Here is a 15396-nt window from a genome sequence, read left to right on the forward strand (position 1 = left end):
CCTGACGGCGTGTCCCGGAATGACAAACTCTAAGTAATGACTTGAGACAACTAAGGACCACACATGGCCAAAGGCTTCGCCTCCACCACAGACCTCGCCGAGAAGAATGTGACGTTCTCCGAGATCGGCACCGATCTCTATGCCTTCACCGCGGAGGGTGATCCGAACTCGGCGGTGATCGTCGGCGACGACGGCTGCCTGGTGTTCGACGCGCAGGCGACGCCGGCGATGGCCCACAAGGTGATCGAGCGCGTCAAGGCGGTGACCGACAAGCCGATCAAATACGTCGTGCTGTCACATTATCACGCGGTGCGTGTGCTCGGTGCTTCGGCCTATCAGGCGCAGGGCATCGTCGCCTCGCAGGAGACCTACCGGTTGATCGTCGAGCGCGGCCAGCAGGATTGGGATTCGGAATATGGCCGGTTTCCGCGGCTGTTCCAGGATGCCGAGAGCATTCCGGGCCTGACCTGGCCGACGCTGGCGTTCGAGGGCGAGATGTCGATCTGGCTCGGCAAGCGCGAAGTCAAGCTGATGCAGCTCGGCGCCGGTCACACCTCGGGCGACATCGTCGCCTGGGTGCCGGATGCCGAGGTGATGTTCACCGGCGATCTCGTCGAGTATCACTCGGCCTGCTATTGCGGCGACGCGTATTTGCGCGAGTGGCCGATGACGCTCAACGAGATCCGCGAATTCAACCCCAAGGCGATCGCGCCCGGCCGTGGTGACGCGCTGAAGGGCCTCGAGACCACGCGCGAGGCGATCGCCATGACGCGCGATTTCATCGGCACGCTTTATGGCGCCGCCGAGATCTCCGTCGCCAAGGGCCGCAACCTCAAAGAAACCTGGGACGCGACCCGCGCGTTGATGGATCCGAAGTTCGCCAGCTTCGCCATTTACGAGCACTGCCTGCCGTTCAACGTGTCGCGCGCGTTCGACGAGGCCAGCGGCATCGACGATCCGGTGATCTGGACCGCCGAGCGCGACCGCGAAATGTGGGCCGCCCTGCAGGGTTAGTTCCGATACGCGAGCCACCTGGCTGGCGCACAGCACTCGGAGGAGATGATGAACATCAACGCCGCCCCACAGATCGTCGGCCTCGCGTCGCAGGGCATCACGCCCGGCTACATGTCGGGATTCGGCAACTCGTTCGAGACCGAGGCGCTGCCCGGCGCGCTGCCGGTCGGCCGCAACTCGCCGCAGCGCGCGGCCTATGGTCTCTATGCCGAGCAGCTCTCAGGATCGCCGTTCACGGCGCCACGCGGCGCCAACGAGCGCTCGTGGCTGTATCGCATCCGGCCGTCGGTGAAGCACTCCGGGCGCTTCGTGAAGGCCGACATGCATCGCTGGCGCTCGGCGCCGTGCCTCGAGCACGATCTGCCGATCGCGCAGCTGCGCTGGGATCCGCCGCCGATGCCGAAGGAACAGATGACCTTCCTGCAGGGCGTCCACACCATGACGACGGCCGGTGACGTCAACACCCAGGCCGGCATGGCGGCGCATATCTACCTGATCACCCAGTCGATGACCGATCAGGCGTTCTACAATGCCGACGGCGAGATGATGTTCGTGCCGCAGCAGGGCAGCCTGCGCCTCGTCACCGAGTTCGGCGTGATTACCGTGGCGCCGGCCGAGATTGCCGTGGTGCCGCGCGGCGTCAAGTTCCGCGTCGAACTGATCGACGGGCCCGCGCGCGGCTATCTGTGCGAGAACTACGGCGGCGCCTTCACGCTGCCGGAGCGCGGTCCGATCGGAGCCAATTGCCTGGCCAACTCGCGCGACTTCCTGACGCCAGTCGCCGCCTATGAGGACAAGGACACGCCGACGGAGCTGTATGTCAAATGGGGCGGTCAGCTCTACGCGACGCAGCTGCCGTATTCGCCGATCGACGTCGTCGCCTGGCACGGCAACTACGCGCCGTACAAATACGATCTACGCACCTTCTCGCCGGTCGGCGCCATCGGTTTCGATCATCCCGATCCGTCGATCTTCACGGTGCTGACCTCTCCATCCGAGACCGCCGGCACCGCAAATATCGACTTCGTGATCTTCCCGGAGCGCTGGATGGTGGCGGAGAACACGTTCCGGCCGCCGTGGTATCACATGAACATCATGTCGGAGTTCATGGGACTGATCTACGGCGTCTACGACGCCAAGCCGCAGGGCTTTACGCCGGGCGGTGCATCGCTGCACAATATGATGCTGCCGCACGGGCCGGACCGCGAAGCGTTCGATCACGCGTCGAACGGCGAACTGAAGCCGGTGAAGCTCACCGGCACCATGGCGTTCATGTTCGAGACACGCTACCCGCAGCGCGTCACCGAATATGCGGCGACCGCCGGCATCCTGCAGAGCGACTACGCCGATTGCTGGCGCGGCCTCGAAAAGCGCTTCGATCCGACCCGGCCATGACCAAATCCAAGGACCAGGCACAGGATCACGAAGCCGCAGTGCTGTACGGCTATTATCGCTCGTCGGCGTCGTACCGCGTCCGCATCGCGCTCAATCTCAAGAACATCGTCGTTGCCGAGCGTTACGTGCAGCTCCGCAACGGCGAGCAAAACCTCGAAGCGTTCCGCTGGATCAATCCGGCCGGGATGGTGCCCTATTGGAGCGAAGGCGACTTCAACCTCGGCCAATCCTTGGCGATCATCGAGTATCTCGACGAGACCCATCCGGAGCCGCCGCTGCTGCCGAAGGAACCAAAGGCCCGCGCCATCGTGCGCGAGATCGCCTATGCGGTGGCATGCGACATTCATCCGGTCGGGAATCTGCGTATTTTGAAACGGCTGACAGAGCTCGGCATCGGAGAGGTTGATCGCGCCCGCTGGTCGAAGGAATGGATCGAGCAAGGCTTCGCGGCGATCGAGGCGCGGCTGGCGCAAACGCCGGGCCCGTTCGCCTATGGCGACAGCCCGACGCTCGCCGACATCTGCATCGTCCCGCAAGTCTTCAACGCCCGCCGCTTCGACGCCGACCTCGCCCCGTTCGAACGCATCCGCCAGATCGAGGCGGAGGCGATGAAGGTCGAGGCCTTCGTAGCGGCGGAGCCGGGACGGCAGCCTGACGCGGAGTGAGGTTGTAATTGTCAGACGCTAATTAGTTCCGTCATGGCCGGCCTTGTGCCGGCCATCCACGAAAGCGGCGCGGCGGCAAGGAGACGTGGATGGCCGGGACGAGCCCGGCCATGACGACTTTCTTGCAGGGACGTCGTTGTACTAAACGAACTCAGGACTGAGCATGCATCCGAACGATCCTCACCTTCGCTCCTTCATTGACGTGAAGGCCGACTCCGACTTCCCGATCCAGAACCTGCCCTACGGCGTGTTCTCGACGGCGAGCGACGCGTCGCCCCGTGTCGGCATCGCGATCGGCGACTACGTGCTTGATCTCGCCGCGCTGCAGGCGGCGAAGCTGCTCGATTTGCCGGACGGCGTATTCGCGCAGCCCTCGATCAATGCCTTCATGGCACTGGGTCCGCGGGTCTGGAGCGCGACGCGCGCGCGGATCAGCGAACTGCTGCGTCACGACAATGCCGAATTGCGCGACAATGCGGCTTTGCGGGCGAAGGCGCTAATGCCGATGCGCGACGCCAAGCTGCATCTGCCGCTGCGCGTCGAAGGCTTCACCGATTTCTACTCGTCCAAGGAGCACGCCAGCAATGTCGGCGCGATGTTCCGCGACAAGACCAATCCGCTGCTGCCGAACTGGCTGCACATTCCGATCGGCTACAACGGCCGCGCTTCGACCGTCGTGGTCAGCGGCACGAAGATCCATCGCCCGCACGGCCAGCTCAAGCCGCCGAGCGCGGACGTGCCGAGCTTCGGGCCGTGCAAGCGGCTCGACTTCGAACTGGAGATCGGCTTTGTGGTCGGTCAGCCGTCGGCGAGGGGCGAGATGCTGAGCGAACAGCAGGCCGAGCAGATGATCTTCGGCTTCACGCTGCTCAACGACTGGAGCGCGCGCGACATCCAGCAGTGGGAGTACGTGCCGCTCGGGCCGTTTCAGGCCAAGGCGTTCGCCACCTCGATCAGTCCGTGGATCGTGACGCGCGAGGCGCTCGAGCCGTTCCGTACGCACGGTCCGGCTCAGGATCCGGCGCCGCTGCCTTATCTGCAGCAGCAGGGCGCCAACAATTACGACATGGCGCTCGAAGTGGCGCTGTGCACGCCGAAGATGACCGAAGCGGCGCGGATCAGCGCCACCAATTTCAAGTACATGTACTGGTCGTCGGTGCAGCAGCTGGTCCACCACGCTTCCAGCGGCTGCGCCATGAGCGTCGGCGACTTGCTCGGCTCGGGCACGGTGAGCGGACCCGAGAAGGATCAGCTCGGCAGCCTGCTCGAGCTGAGCTGGAACGGCACGCAGCCGGTACAGCTCCCCGGCGGCGAACAGCGCGGCTTCCTCGAAGACGGCGACTCGCTGGTGATGCGCGGCTGGTGCCAGGGCGACGGCTACCGCGTCGGATTCGGGGAGGTGGAGGGCACGGTGCTGGCGGCGAAGTAATTGAGGCGTAGCTGCTGTCGCACGCCCTATCGTTTGTCATTCCGGGGCGCTCACGAAGTGAGCGAACCCGGAATCCCGAACTGTTCCGCGACTGCCGACGTGGTCCAAACTTCTGGATTCCGGGTTCGCGCCGCGCGCGCCCCGGAATGACGAACGAGAGATGTTACTCCGTAGGGTGGGCAAAGGCGCGGAGCGCCGTGCCCACGCGCGGGAGTCGGCACCGCGTTGCGCGTGGGCTTCGCTTCGCTCAGCGCCACCCTACGGGCTAACCACCCCACGCCCTCACGACACCTGCCAGCTCTGCCTGCACCGGCGGCCGTGCCGCCGAAGGCGTCCGGGAGAAGCGCGGCGCTGGCGCCGGCTGGGTCTTGCCTTCGTGCTGGATGAAGACTTCGCGCGCCACCATGTGCGGATGTTTCGTCGCTTCGGACATCGTCAGCACCGGCGCGAAGCAGATGTCGGTGCCTTCCATCAGTTGGCACCATTCGTCGCGCGTCTTGGTCTTGAACAGCGCGGTGAGCTTCTGCTTCAGCGCCGGCCACTGCTTGGCGTCCCATTGCGCGTCGAACGCGGTGTCGTCGAGGCCGGCGATCTGGCGCAGCAGGGCGTAGAATTGCGGCTCGATCGAGCCGATCGAAACGAACTGGCCGTCGGCGCATTCGTAGACGCCGTAGAAATGCGCGCCGCCATCCAGCATGTTGCTCTCGCGTTGCTCGGTCCAGCGGCGGGCGCCGGCCATGTCGAAGAACATGGTGATCAGCGATGCCGCGCCGTCGCACATCGCTGCGTCGACGACCTGACCCTTGCCCGACCTGCCGGCCTCGAGCAGAGCCGCGAGCAGTCCGGTGACGAGATATAAAGAGCCGCCGCCGAAATCGCCGACGAGATTAAGCGGCGGCACCGGCCGATCTTTCGGTCCGATCGCGGCGAGCGCACCGGTGATCGAGATGTAGTTGATGTCGTGGCCGGCCGCCTGGGCCAGCGGCCCGCTCTGGCCCCAGCCGGTCATGCGCGCGTAAACCAACTTGGGATTGCGCACCATCACGTTATCGGGGCCGAGTCCGAGCCGCTCCATCACGCCCGGACGATAGCCTTCGATCAGTGCATCAGCCTTGTCGAGCAGCGCCAGCACGCCGGCGAGCGAGTCCTTGTTCTTGAGATCGACGGTAACGAGCGTGCGGCCGCGAGCCGAGGCGCCGGTCGGCGTCTGGCCGGCGCGCACCAGCGTGATCACTTCGGCGCCCATGTCGGCGAGCAGCATCGAGGCGAACGGACCCGGACCGATGCCGGCGAATTCGACGATGCGGAATCCGGCGAGCGGACCGGTAACACGGGTCTGGCTGGTGGGCTTCGTAGCGGTTGCTGAATCTTGCACCTTGGGTGTCCATTGTTGTTGTCCGCTTGAGCGGAGCTGTTGCTGTTGGGAGCAAATCATCACGGCCGCCGACGTGGAGCAAGCTGCTTTTCAGCGCAGTCTGCGATCGCAGCATGGGCTGCGGTGCCGCACAAAAACAAAACGGCGCGCACAAGGCGCGCCGCTTGCCGTGTGATGGAAAGAGCGATCAGCCGGCAGCTTCGACTGCTCGCTGTGCCATCACCTTGATCAGGTTGGCGCGATAGTCCGAGGTGCCGTGGATGTCGGCCATCAGGCCGTCGTCCGAGACCTTGATGTTATCGAGCGCCGAGGCCGACCAGTTGGACTTCAGCGCGTCCTCGATGACGCCGACCCGCATCACGCCGTTCTGCGATGCGCCGGTGGCGGCGACGCGAATCTCGCCGCCCTTGAGCTTGGCGACGAACACGCCGGTCAGCGCGAAGCGCGACGCCGGGTTGCGCATCTTGGCGTAGCCCGCTTTCTCGGGGACCGGGAAGGAGATCGCAGTGATCAGTTCGTTGTCGTCGAGCGCCGTCATGAACAGGCCCTGGAAAAACTCGTCGGCGGTGATTTCGCGCTTGTTGGTCTTCACGGTCGCCTTCAGCGCCAGCAGCGCCGCCGGGTAGTCGGCCGCCGGGTCGTTGGTGGCGACCGATCCGCCGATCGTGCCGCGATAGCGCACGGCGGGATCGCCGAGCACCGAGGTGAGATGGGCGATTGCCGGGATGGTACGCTTCACATCCTGGCTGTGCATGATGTCGAAGTAGGTGGTCGCCGCCTTGATGGTCAGCGTGTCGCCGCTGGCCTCGATGCCGATCAGCGCCGGGATCTTGGCGATGTCGATCAGGTCGCCGGCCGCGGTCAGCCGCTGCTTCATCACCGGCAGCAGCGTGTGGCCGCCGGCGAGATACTTGGCGTCGGTGCCCTTGGCGTAGAGCGCCGCGGCTTCGTCGACGCTGGAGGCGCGGTGATAGTTGGTCGTGTACATGGACGTCTCCTCTCAGAGATCGATTGTTTCTTTGTTCCTGAATCTCCCCGTCATTGCGAGGAGCACCCGGATCGGCGCTTCGCGCCGTCCGAGTGCAGGCTCCGCGACGAAGCAATCCAGCTCAGTGCGCTCGGCTGGATTGCTTCGCTTCGCTCGCAATGACGAATACTCCCTGGCTCAAGCGTTGCCGTGGATGGCGTGCCACACCCGGTCGGGCGTCGCCGGCATCTCGAGTTTGTTGTTGCCGATGGCGTCGGTGATGGCGTTGATCACCGCCGCCGAAGCGCCGATGGCGCCGGCCTCGCCGCAGCCCTTGACGCCGAGCGGATTGCCCGGGCACAGCGTTTCGGTGTGCGACACCTTGAACGACGGCACGTCTTCGGCGCGCGGCATGGCGTAGTCCATGAACGATGCGGTGACGAGTTGGCCGTCGTCATTATAGATGGCGTGTTCGAGCAGCGCCTGACCGATGCCCTGCACCAAGCCGCCGTGAACCTGGCCCTCGACGATCATCGGGTTGATCAGCCGGCCGAAATCGTCGACCGCGACGAAGTTGACGAAGCTGGTCTTGCCGGTGCCGGGATCGACTTCGAGTTCGCAGATGTAGGAGCCGGCCGGGAAGGTGAAGTTGGTCGGATCGTAGAACGCGCTTTCCTTCAGGCCCGGCTCCATGCCGTCCGGCAGATTGTGTGCCGTGTAGGCGGCGAGCGCGACCATCGGCAGTGCGATCGACTTGTCGGTGCCGGTGACTTTGAACTCGCCGTTCTCGATGACGATGTCGTTCTCACTGGCTTCGAGCTGATGCGCCGCGATCTTCTTGGCCTTGGCTTCGACCTTTTCCATCGCCTTGAAGATCGCCGACATGCCGACGGCCGCCGAGCGCGAGCCATAGGTGCCCATGCCGAACTGCACCTTGTCGGTGTCGCCGTGGACGATCGATATCTGGCTGATCGGAATGCCGAGCCGGTCGGCGACGAGCTGGGCGAACGTTGTCTCGTGGCCCTGGCCGTGGCTGTGCGAGCCGGTCAGGATCTCGATGGTGCCGACCGGATTAACGCGCACCTCCGCCGACTCCCACAGGCCGACGCCGGCGCCGAGCGAGCCGACGGCTTTCGACGGCGCGATGCCGCAGGCTTCGATGTAGCAGGAGAAGCCGAGGCCGCGCAGCTTGCCTTCGCTCTTCGCCTTGGCCTTGCGGGCCGGGAAGCCGGCGTAGTCGATCGCCTTCAGCGCCGCGTCGAGCGACGCGTTGAAGTCGCCGGTGTCGTACGCCATGATCACCGGGGTCTGATGCGGGAACTGGGTGATGAAGTTCTTGCGGCGCAGCTCGGCCGGATCGACCTTGAGCTGACGCGCCGCGGTCTCGACCAGCCGCTCCAAGAGGTAGCAGGCCTCCGGGCGTCCGGCGCCCCGATAGGCGTCCACCGGCGTGGTGTTGGTGTAGACGCCGACCACCTCGGTGTAGATCGCCGGGATGTTGTACTGGCCGCTGAGCAGCGTCGCATACAGATAGGTCGGCACCGACGACGAGAACAGCGACATGTAGGCGCCGAAATTGGCGTAGGTCTTGACCCGCAGGCCGATCATCTTGTTGTCGGCGTCGAGCGCCAGCTCGGCCTTCGACACATTGTCGCGGCGTGCGCATCGTGACGAAAGCTTCGGAGCGGTCGCCGGTCCACTCACCGGGGCGGCCGGTGCGCTTGGAGGCCCACAGCGCCACCATCTCTTCGGGATAGATGAAGATCTTGGAGCCGAAGCCGCCGCCGACATCAGGCGCCACCACGCGCAGCTTGTGCTCGGGCGCGATGTTGTAGAACGCCGACAAAACGAGCCGGGCGACATGCGGATTTTGCGAGGTGGTGTAGAGGGTGAAGTGCTCTTCGGCCGGATCGTAGTTCGCCAGCGCGGCGCGCGGCTCCATGGCGTTCGGCACCAGGCGGTTGTTGGTGAGTTCGAACGTCACGACGTTGGCGGCCTTGCTGAAGGCTTCGTCGGTCGCCTTCTGGTCACCGATCTCCCAGTCGTAGACGATGTTGCCGGGCGCTTCGGGATGCAGCTGCGGCGCGCCGTCGGCGATCGCCGCCTTGATGTTGGCGACGGCCGGCAGCTCTTCGTAGTCGACCACGACGGCTTCGGCGGCATCGCGGGCGAGGTTCTTGCTCTCGGCGATCACGACGGCGACCGCCTGGCCGACGAAGCGCACGGTCTCCGGCGCCATCGCCGGCCACGCGCCCATCTTCATGGCCGAGCCGTCCTTGGAGTGGATCGCCCAGCCGCAGATCAGATTGCCGACCTTGTCGTCGACGATCTGCTGTCCGGTGAGCACGTCGATCACGCCCGGCATCGCCTTGGCGGCGGACACGTCGATGCTCTTGACCTTGGCGTGGGCGTGGGGGCTGCGCACGAAATGCGCGTAGCTCATGCCCGGCATTTTGATGTCGTCGACATAGCGACCGCGGCCGGTGATGAAGCGGCGGTCCTCCTTACGCGCAATTCGCGCGCCGATTCCTTCGATGCCCATGGTGTTCTCCCTGTGGACTGATCGAGCCGCGCCGATGGTGATCGGCAGCCCGTAGTCGCTGTTTTCGATGCGATGATCGGCTTGTTAGGCGAGGCCGCGGCGCGGCGGGGTTACTCGGCGGCCTTATTCCGCAGCTTCGGCCATCTTCATCTTGGAGGCGGCGTCGAGCACCGACTTGACGATGTTATGATAGCCGGTGCAGCGGCAGATATTGCCTTCGAGCTCGTGCCGCACCGTTTCTTCGTCGAGGTTGCCGCCGTAGCGATGCACGATGTCGATCGCCGACATGATCATGCCGGGCGTGCAATAGCCGCACTGCAGGCCGTGATTGTCGCGGAAAGCCGCCTGCATCGGGTGCAGTTCGTCGCCCTTGGAGATGCCTTCGATCGTGGTGATGTTGGCGCCGTCGACCTGGCCGACCAGGGTGGTGCAGGACTTCACGGCGCGACCGTCGATGTGCACCACGCAGCAGCCGCATTGGCTGGTATCGCAGCCGACATGGGTGCCGGTCAGATTGAGATGGTCACGCAGCAGGTTGACGAGGAGGGTGCGATCCTCGACCTCGGCGGTGACCTGCTTGCCGTTGATTGTCAGTGAGACCTTGGACACGCGGTAGTCCTCCCAGTGAATTTTTCATTATTCTAATTAGACGCAGGCCGTGCCGACTTTGCAACTGGGATTTTTCACGCGATGTCGGCGCGAAGTTGATGACGTTTTGGTGACTCGCCGCGAGCCTCCAATGCCGCCGCTTCACCGTAATCACGCGAGGTGCGTGTGATGGACGTGGTTTACGCGGTCTTAGATAATCCGCCGCTATTCTGTGCAGTGGCGCGGGGATGTATGCCCGTAGCGGTACGGGGTGCATTCAAGTGACTGATACGAACCGACCGGGTCCTGGGGGATGGTCCGCGGCGCTTCCTGCGTTGCGCTTTCGCGGCAAGGTGACGCTCGGCTTTGCGGTCGTTCTCGGTATCACCGCCGTCAGCATGGGGCTGGCCTATCTCGGCTTCGAGCAGGTCTCGGGCGTCGCGGTCGGCTATCGTGATGCGGTGCGGCAGTCCGACCTCGCCCGCGACATTGATTCGGCGCTGACCGCATACCGTGCCAGGGCCCGATTCTATATCGTCACCGGCAAGGATGACGACGCCAAGGCTGCTATCGCAGCGCAGCAAGCGCTGAAGTCGGCGATCAATCGGTCGCTACAATCGGCTGACGATCCGCAGCAACGCGATCGGATCGCTCGGCTGTCCGGGGAATTCGATCGTCTCGCCGGCGTCTTCGCCGACATTCAGTCGCTGAAGAACGACAGCGCGCTCCTGGTGCAGAACCGGCTGGTGCGCGGTGGCAACAGCCTGCGCTACAAGATCGAGGATCTCGCCAGCGAGGCGGGTGAGAACAATCTGCCGGCGGTTCAGTTGGGTGCCAAGCAGGTGTCGGGGCAATTCTTGGCGGCGACGACGCTGGTCAGCACCTTCGTCATCAATTTCGATCGCAGCGTCGCCGCCAGCGCGCTGGCGCGGCTCAAATTCGTCGAAAATTCGCTGCGCGCCATCGCCGCTGACGACGCCGATATCAAGGAGCGGCTGAAGGAGATCAACGGGCTTTTGGCCGACTACACGCAGGCGCTGACCAAGCTGGTCGACAACGCCAAGGAGATCGACGACCGCGCCGGCCGGATGTTGCAGGGCGAGCAGACGATAGCGGCGGATTCGAATGCCATGAAGGCCGATTTCGTCGCCAGTCAGCAGCGGCTCGAGCACGAGTCCGACCGCACCATCGCGGCGACCGAGCGGCTGGTCGCCATGCTCGGCGTCGGCGGCTTCCTGTTAGGCGCGGTCCTGGCAGTGCTGCTCGGCCGCGGCATCTCGCGGCCGATGCAGACGATGTGTGCGGCCATGCGCCGGCTCGCCGGCGGCGATTTCGAGGTCGTGCTGCCCGGGCTCGGCCGCCGCGACGAGATCGGCGAAATGGCGGCGGCGGTCGAGGCCTTCAAGGTCGAGGCTGCCCGCAAGGCGGCGCAGGACGCGGAAGCGCGTGAACAAGGTGCAGCGGCGTCGCGCGAGGCCCGCCGTGCCGAGCTGATCGGCATCGCCGATGAATTCGAATCTGCCGTCGGCGCGATCGTGGCGCACGTTTCCGAAGCCGCCGAGCAACTCGCGCGCGCTGCCGACAGTCTGACCAGCACCGCCGAGAGCACCCAGACTTTGTCCGGAGCTGCCGCCGAAGCGTCGCGCCAGGCTTCGGCCAATGTGCAGTCGGTGGCGACTGCGACGGAGGAATTATCGGCGTCGGTCGGCGAGATCGGCCGCCAGGTCGGCCAGTCGAGCAGCATCGCAGCTGGCGCGGTCGAGCAGGCGCATCAGACCGACGGCCGTATCGGCAAGCTCACGCAGGCCGCCGATCAGATCGGCGCGGTGGTGCAATTGATCAACGCCATTGCCGAGCAAACCAATCTGCTGGCGCTCAATGCCACGATCGAAGCCGCGCGCGCCGGCGACGCCGGCCGCGGCTTTGCTGTCGTCGCCGCCGAAGTGAAGTCGCTGGCGACACAGACCGCCAAGGCCACCGAAGATATCTCCACCCAGGTCGCCGAGATGCAGCAGGCTACTCGCGACTCGGTGGCGGCGATCAAGTCGATCGGCGACACGATCACGGAGATATCGACCATTTCGGCGTCGATCGCCAGCGCGGTGGCACAGCAGGGCGCCGCCACCCGCGAGATCGCCGGCAGCGTGCAGAGCGTCGCCCATGGCACCGAGCAGGTCGCTGGTAACATCCTGGCGGTCAACCGCGGCGCTGCCGACACCGGCACGGCCTCCGAGCAGGTGCTGCAATCGGCCCGCAGCCTGTCGTCCGAGAGCGCGCGGCTGCGCAGCGAACTCGACCGTTTCATGGCCAATATCCGCGCCGCCTGATCCTCGCCTCATTTACCGGTTGGGCTGGAACCTGCACCGGCGCAGACTGTTGGTGCGGCAATCCGCCTTCGCGAGCAACGCGGTCGCGGCCTCGGCCCGGCGAGCGGAGCTTTTGCCTGCAGCCGAGGAGATCAGATGAATTCGCCATCCGCCGCCGAAACCGCGGCGCCTTCGCCGCGTTCCCAGCCGCCGTCTCCCGATGCCGTCGACCTGAGCGCCTCTGCGATGCTGCTCGACATCGACGGTACGCTGCTCGATTTTGCGCCGACGCCGCGTGAGGTCTGGGTGCCGCCGGAGCTCGAGCGGACGCTGCGAGCGCTTTACCAGCGAACCTCGGGCGCGTTGGCGCTGGTCAGCGGCCGCTCCATCAACGATATCGACCTGATCTTCGCCCCGCTGCGGCTCCCTGCGGTCGGCGGCCATGGCGCCGAGATGCGGTTGTCTCCCGATAGTGACGCCGTCGCGACGCACGCCCCGCCGCTCGATCCGGAATTGAAGAGTCGTCTGGCTGCTATCGCACGCATCAGCCCAGGCATTCTGCTCGAGGACAAAGGCTACTCACTGGCGCTGCACTATCGCTTAGCACCGCATGCCGAGCGCGCGATCTACGAGTCGGTCGCAGCCATTCGTGCTGAGAACCCGGATGCGCCCCTCGAAGTGATGCCGGGCAAAGCCGTGTGCGAGATCAAGCACTCAGGCTTCACCAAGGCGAGCGGTGTCAAGGAACTCATGACCCACGCGCCATTCTGCGGCCGTAAGCCTGTTTTCATCGGCGACGACGTCACCGATGAAACCGTTTTCGCGATCATGCCGGAACTTGAAGGCCTTGCGTACGCCGTCGCACGCGAGAGCGAATTTGTGGCAGGCCAGTTCCAGGAACCGCGTGAAGTGCGCGAATGGCTCGGAAAACTGGTCGATCGGGCCGGCGTTTCCTGACGTTATGTCCGCAATGTGCAGGACGTACCAAGTCTCTGACGACAGAAAGGAACGAAGTCGATGAACAATTGTTAATCGGCCAACGTCAGTCGTATTCGGGAGCCGGAGGGGATCGTGGACCTCGTTGTCGTATCCAACCGGGTGGCGCGTGCGTCGGCCAATGAGCCGATGACGGGCGGATTGGCGGCGGCGCTGCTGCCAGTCGTGGAAAAATCCGGCGCGATCTGGGTCGGTTCCTCGGGGCGGCTACGGGAAGAATCCGGTCGGGAGCCGTTCGCGGATGTCGAGCCGCTCGGCGCTGGCGCGCTGGCGATGCTGGATCTGCCGGCGGCGCACTATGAAGGTTACTACGAAGGCTATGCCAATTCGGCCCTGTGGCCTGCGCTGCATTCGCGCGCCGATCTGATCCGGGTCACTCACGACGATTATCGCTCGTATCGCGAAGTCAACCGCTTCATGGCGCGTGCGCTGCTGCGGTTTCGCAAGCCGGCGACGACGTTCTGGATCCAGGACTATCACTTCCTCGCGCTCGGCGCCGAACTACGCAGTCTCGGCGTCGATCAGCCGATCGGCTTCTTCCTGCATACGCCGTGGCCGGCGTCCTCGGTCATCGCCGGCGTGCCGCATCATCGCGAGCTGATCGAGGCGATGCTGGCCTACGATCTGATCGGGTTTCAGACCGAACAGGACCGCGCCAACTTTCTCAACTACGTCCGCACCGAGCTCGGCCGTCAGGTTTGCAACGGTGTCGTTGCCACTGCGCACGGCACCGCCCGCTGCGCGGTGTTCCCGATCGGCATCGAGGCCGATCTATTCGCGCATCAGGCCCAGAAGGCGCTGGCACATCCGGAAGTGTCACGGCTGCGCCGCAGCCTTCACGGCGAGAAGCTGGTGATCGGTGTCGACCGGCTCGATTATTCCAAGGGCCTGATCAATCGCGTCAACGCCTTCGATCACATGCTGACCGACCGCCCGGCGCTCAAGCGAAGCGTGTCGCTTCTGCAGATCGCCACTCTGTCGCGCGGCGCGATCGAGGCCTACGGCAATCTGCAGGGCGAACTCGCCAAGCTGGTCAGCGACGTCAACGGCCGCCACGGTGAAGTCGACTGGACCCCGATCCGCTATCTCAACAAGGGCTATCGCCAAGCGGTGCTGGCCGGCCTCTATCGCACCGCTCAGGTCGGACTGGTGACGCCGCTGCGCGACGGCATGAATCTGGTCGCCAAGGAATATGTCGCTGCACAGAATCCCGAGGATCCCGGCGTGCTGGTGCTGTCCAAATATGCCGGCGCCGCCAGCGAGCTCGACACCGCGCTGCTCGTCAATCCGCACGACCTCGACGGCATGGCCGGAGCCATCGCCACTGCGCTGGCGATGCCGCTGGTCGAACGACGGATGCGCTGGGAAGCCATGATGGCCAAGCTGCGAAGCGGCGGCGTCCAGGCGTGGTTCGCCGACTTCATCGCGGCCCTGGAAAAGGCCCACGCCGGCAACGGCCGCAGTCGCCCCGCCGCAGCCGGCAGCGGCGCCACCATCGCGGTCTCCAGCGGCAGCTGGTCGCCGCGCGTCCTCAAGGCCAACGACGGGACAATGCTGCACTAAGCGGGGGCATTCGGCGGATTGTAGTCGCTTCTCTGCCCTTGGGCGGGCTCTCCGGCCGCGCCGAATGTGCCGAATCCACAATACCTTAGCCAAAAATCCCCGGCCAGGGCGCCGATCCCTTGCCAAATCCCCGCGGCGCGGTCATGAACAGGCCGCCGGAGAGATGGCCGAGTGGCTTAAGGCGCACGCTTGGAAAGCGTGTGTGCGGGAAACCGTACCGTGGGTTCGAATCCCACTCTCTCCGCCAGGGCTTCCAAAAACCCGAGTGATTCAAATTCACTAGACGAATTAAGGCTTTCTGCAAGCGCCAAGTGATACACGAAAGTGGACACAAATGGCCTTTAAAATTCAGAGTCCTTGGAAGAATCCCCGTAGCGAAAATTGGTGGTTCAGGCGGCGAGTGCCGGCCAACCTTGTCGAGTTTATGGGGGTAAACGCGAAATCAAATTTTCGCTTGGCACCTCCGACCCCAAACTCGCGGAGGTTCTCTTCCGGGAGAGAAATGCTGAGATCGAGCGGTTTGGCACGAGCATCTCCATGGCCACCAATATCCAAA

General features: G+C 64.7%; 12 protein-coding genes, 1 tRNA gene and 1 pseudogene. 9 read left to right on the forward strand and 5 right to left on the reverse strand.

Features of this window, described 5'->3' with window-relative positions:
- Positions 1 to 63 precede the first annotated feature (63 nt).
- The 4 genes from I5M_RS04355 to fahA all read left to right on the forward strand — a co-directional run bounded on the left by I5M_RS04355 (position 64) and on the right by fahA (position 4503).
- The gene (locus tag I5M_RS04355; RefSeq protein WP_022720288.1) at positions 64 to 1014 is read left to right on the forward strand and encodes an MBL fold metallo-hydrolase; all 951 of its coding nucleotides are present in this window, start codon (positions 64 to 66) and stop codon (positions 1012 to 1014) included.
- A gap of 48 nt (positions 1015 to 1062) precedes the next feature.
- Complete coding sequence (gene hmgA / locus I5M_RS04360; RefSeq protein ID WP_031335341.1) at positions 1063 to 2409, forward strand: homogentisate 1,2-dioxygenase; 1347 nt, start codon at positions 1063 to 1065, stop codon at positions 2407 to 2409.
- Positions 2406 to 3074: a maleylacetoacetate isomerase gene (maiA, locus tag I5M_RS04365; protein WP_022720290.1), complete on the forward strand. Its 669-nt coding sequence runs from the start codon at positions 2406 to 2408 to the stop codon at positions 3072 to 3074. The genes hmgA and maiA overlap by 4 nt, the downstream gene beginning before the upstream one ends.
- A 163-nt stretch (positions 3075 to 3237) precedes the next feature.
- Entirely contained in the window at positions 3238 to 4503 is a 1266-nt protein-coding gene (gene fahA / locus I5M_RS04370) for a fumarylacetoacetase (RefSeq protein ID WP_022720291.1), read from the forward strand.
- 265 nt (positions 4504 to 4768) lie between these two features.
- Here the strand turns inward: fahA and I5M_RS04375 are convergent, their stop codons facing one another.
- The 5 genes and pseudogenes from I5M_RS04375 to I5M_RS04390 all read right to left on the reverse strand — a co-directional run bounded on the left by I5M_RS04375 (position 4769) and on the right by I5M_RS04390 (position 9996).
- Positions 4769 to 5878 (reverse strand): CaiB/BaiF CoA-transferase family protein, encoded by a 1110-nt coding sequence (locus I5M_RS04375; RefSeq protein ID WP_022720292.1) that lies wholly within the window; start codon positions 5876 to 5878, stop codon positions 4769 to 4771.
- A 187-nt stretch (positions 5879 to 6065) separates the two neighbouring features.
- Positions 6066 to 6866: a xanthine dehydrogenase family protein subunit M gene (locus I5M_RS04380; RefSeq protein ID WP_022720293.1), complete on the reverse strand. Its 801-nt coding sequence runs from the start codon at positions 6864 to 6866 to the stop codon at positions 6066 to 6068.
- A gap of 177 nt (positions 6867 to 7043) precedes the next feature.
- Complete coding sequence (locus I5M_RS34375; RefSeq protein ID WP_376738663.1) at positions 7044 to 8141, reverse strand: xanthine dehydrogenase family protein molybdopterin-binding subunit; 1098 nt, start codon at positions 8139 to 8141, stop codon at positions 7044 to 7046.
- Between the two features lie 93 nt (positions 8142 to 8234).
- Positions 8235 to 9387 (reverse strand): annotated as a pseudogene (locus tag I5M_RS34380) (xanthine dehydrogenase family protein molybdopterin-binding subunit); the annotation flags it as partial.
- A 123-nt stretch (positions 9388 to 9510) separates the two neighbouring features.
- Positions 9511 to 9996: a (2Fe-2S)-binding protein gene (locus I5M_RS04390; RefSeq protein ID WP_022720294.1), complete on the reverse strand. Its 486-nt coding sequence runs from the start codon at positions 9994 to 9996 to the stop codon at positions 9511 to 9513.
- 227 nt (positions 9997 to 10223) lie between these two features.
- Here I5M_RS04390 and I5M_RS04395 point away from each other — a divergent pair, with 227 nt between their 5' ends.
- From I5M_RS04395 to I5M_RS34385, 5 genes are all read left to right on the forward strand, one after another.
- Positions 10224 to 12302 (forward strand): methyl-accepting chemotaxis protein, encoded by a 2079-nt coding sequence (locus I5M_RS04395; RefSeq protein WP_083909505.1) that lies wholly within the window; start codon positions 10224 to 10226, stop codon positions 12300 to 12302.
- A 135-nt stretch (positions 12303 to 12437) separates the two neighbouring features.
- Positions 12438 to 13238 carry a trehalose-phosphatase gene (otsB, locus tag I5M_RS04400; RefSeq protein WP_022720296.1) on the forward strand — a complete coding sequence of 267 codons (801 nt, stop codon included), beginning with the start codon at positions 12438 to 12440 and terminating at the stop codon, positions 13236 to 13238.
- 114 nt (positions 13239 to 13352) lie between these two features.
- Positions 13353 to 14840, forward strand: a complete 1488-nt coding sequence (gene otsA, locus I5M_RS04405; protein WP_022720297.1) for an alpha,alpha-trehalose-phosphate synthase (UDP-forming) — start codon at positions 13353 to 13355, stop codon at positions 14838 to 14840.
- 157 nt (positions 14841 to 14997) lie between these two features.
- A tRNA-Ser gene (locus I5M_RS04410) sits at positions 14998 to 15087 on the forward strand.
- Positions 15088 to 15224: 137 nt separating this feature from the next.
- Positions 15225 to 15396 (forward strand): DUF6538 domain-containing protein (locus I5M_RS34385; RefSeq protein WP_376738664.1); only part of this gene is annotated, 172 nt, incomplete at its 3' end.

This window comes from Rhodopseudomonas sp. B29, assembly GCF_000333455.1.
GTDB lineage: Bacteria > Pseudomonadota > Alphaproteobacteria > Rhizobiales > Xanthobacteraceae > Rhodopseudomonas.

Excerpts from the sequence above, each read along its gene's own strand:
- I5M_RS04355 (WP_022720288.1), top strand. The coding sequence starts at position 64 with ATGGCCAAAGGCTTCGCCTCCACCACAGACCTCGCCGAGAAGAATGTG.
- hmgA (WP_031335341.1), top strand. The coding sequence starts at position 1,063 with ATGAACATCAACGCCGCCCCACAGATCGTCGGCCTCGCGTCGCAGGGC.
- maiA (WP_022720290.1), top strand. The coding sequence starts at position 2,406 with ATGACCAAATCCAAGGACCAGGCACAGGATCACGAAGCCGCAGTGCTG.
- fahA (WP_022720291.1), top strand. The coding sequence starts at position 3,238 with ATGCATCCGAACGATCCTCACCTTCGCTCCTTCATTGACGTGAAGGCC.
- I5M_RS04380 (WP_022720293.1), bottom strand. The coding sequence starts at position 6,866 with ATGTACACGACCAACTATCACCGCGCCTCCAGCGTCGACGAAGCCGCG.
- I5M_RS34375 (WP_376738663.1), bottom strand. The coding sequence starts at position 8,141 with ATGGCGTACGACACCGGCGACTTCAACGCGTCGCTCGACGCGGCGCTG.
- I5M_RS04395 (WP_083909505.1), top strand. The coding sequence starts at position 10,224 with ATGTATGCCCGTAGCGGTACGGGGTGCATTCAAGTGACTGATACGAAC.
- otsB (WP_022720296.1), top strand. The coding sequence starts at position 12,438 with ATGAATTCGCCATCCGCCGCCGAAACCGCGGCGCCTTCGCCGCGTTCC.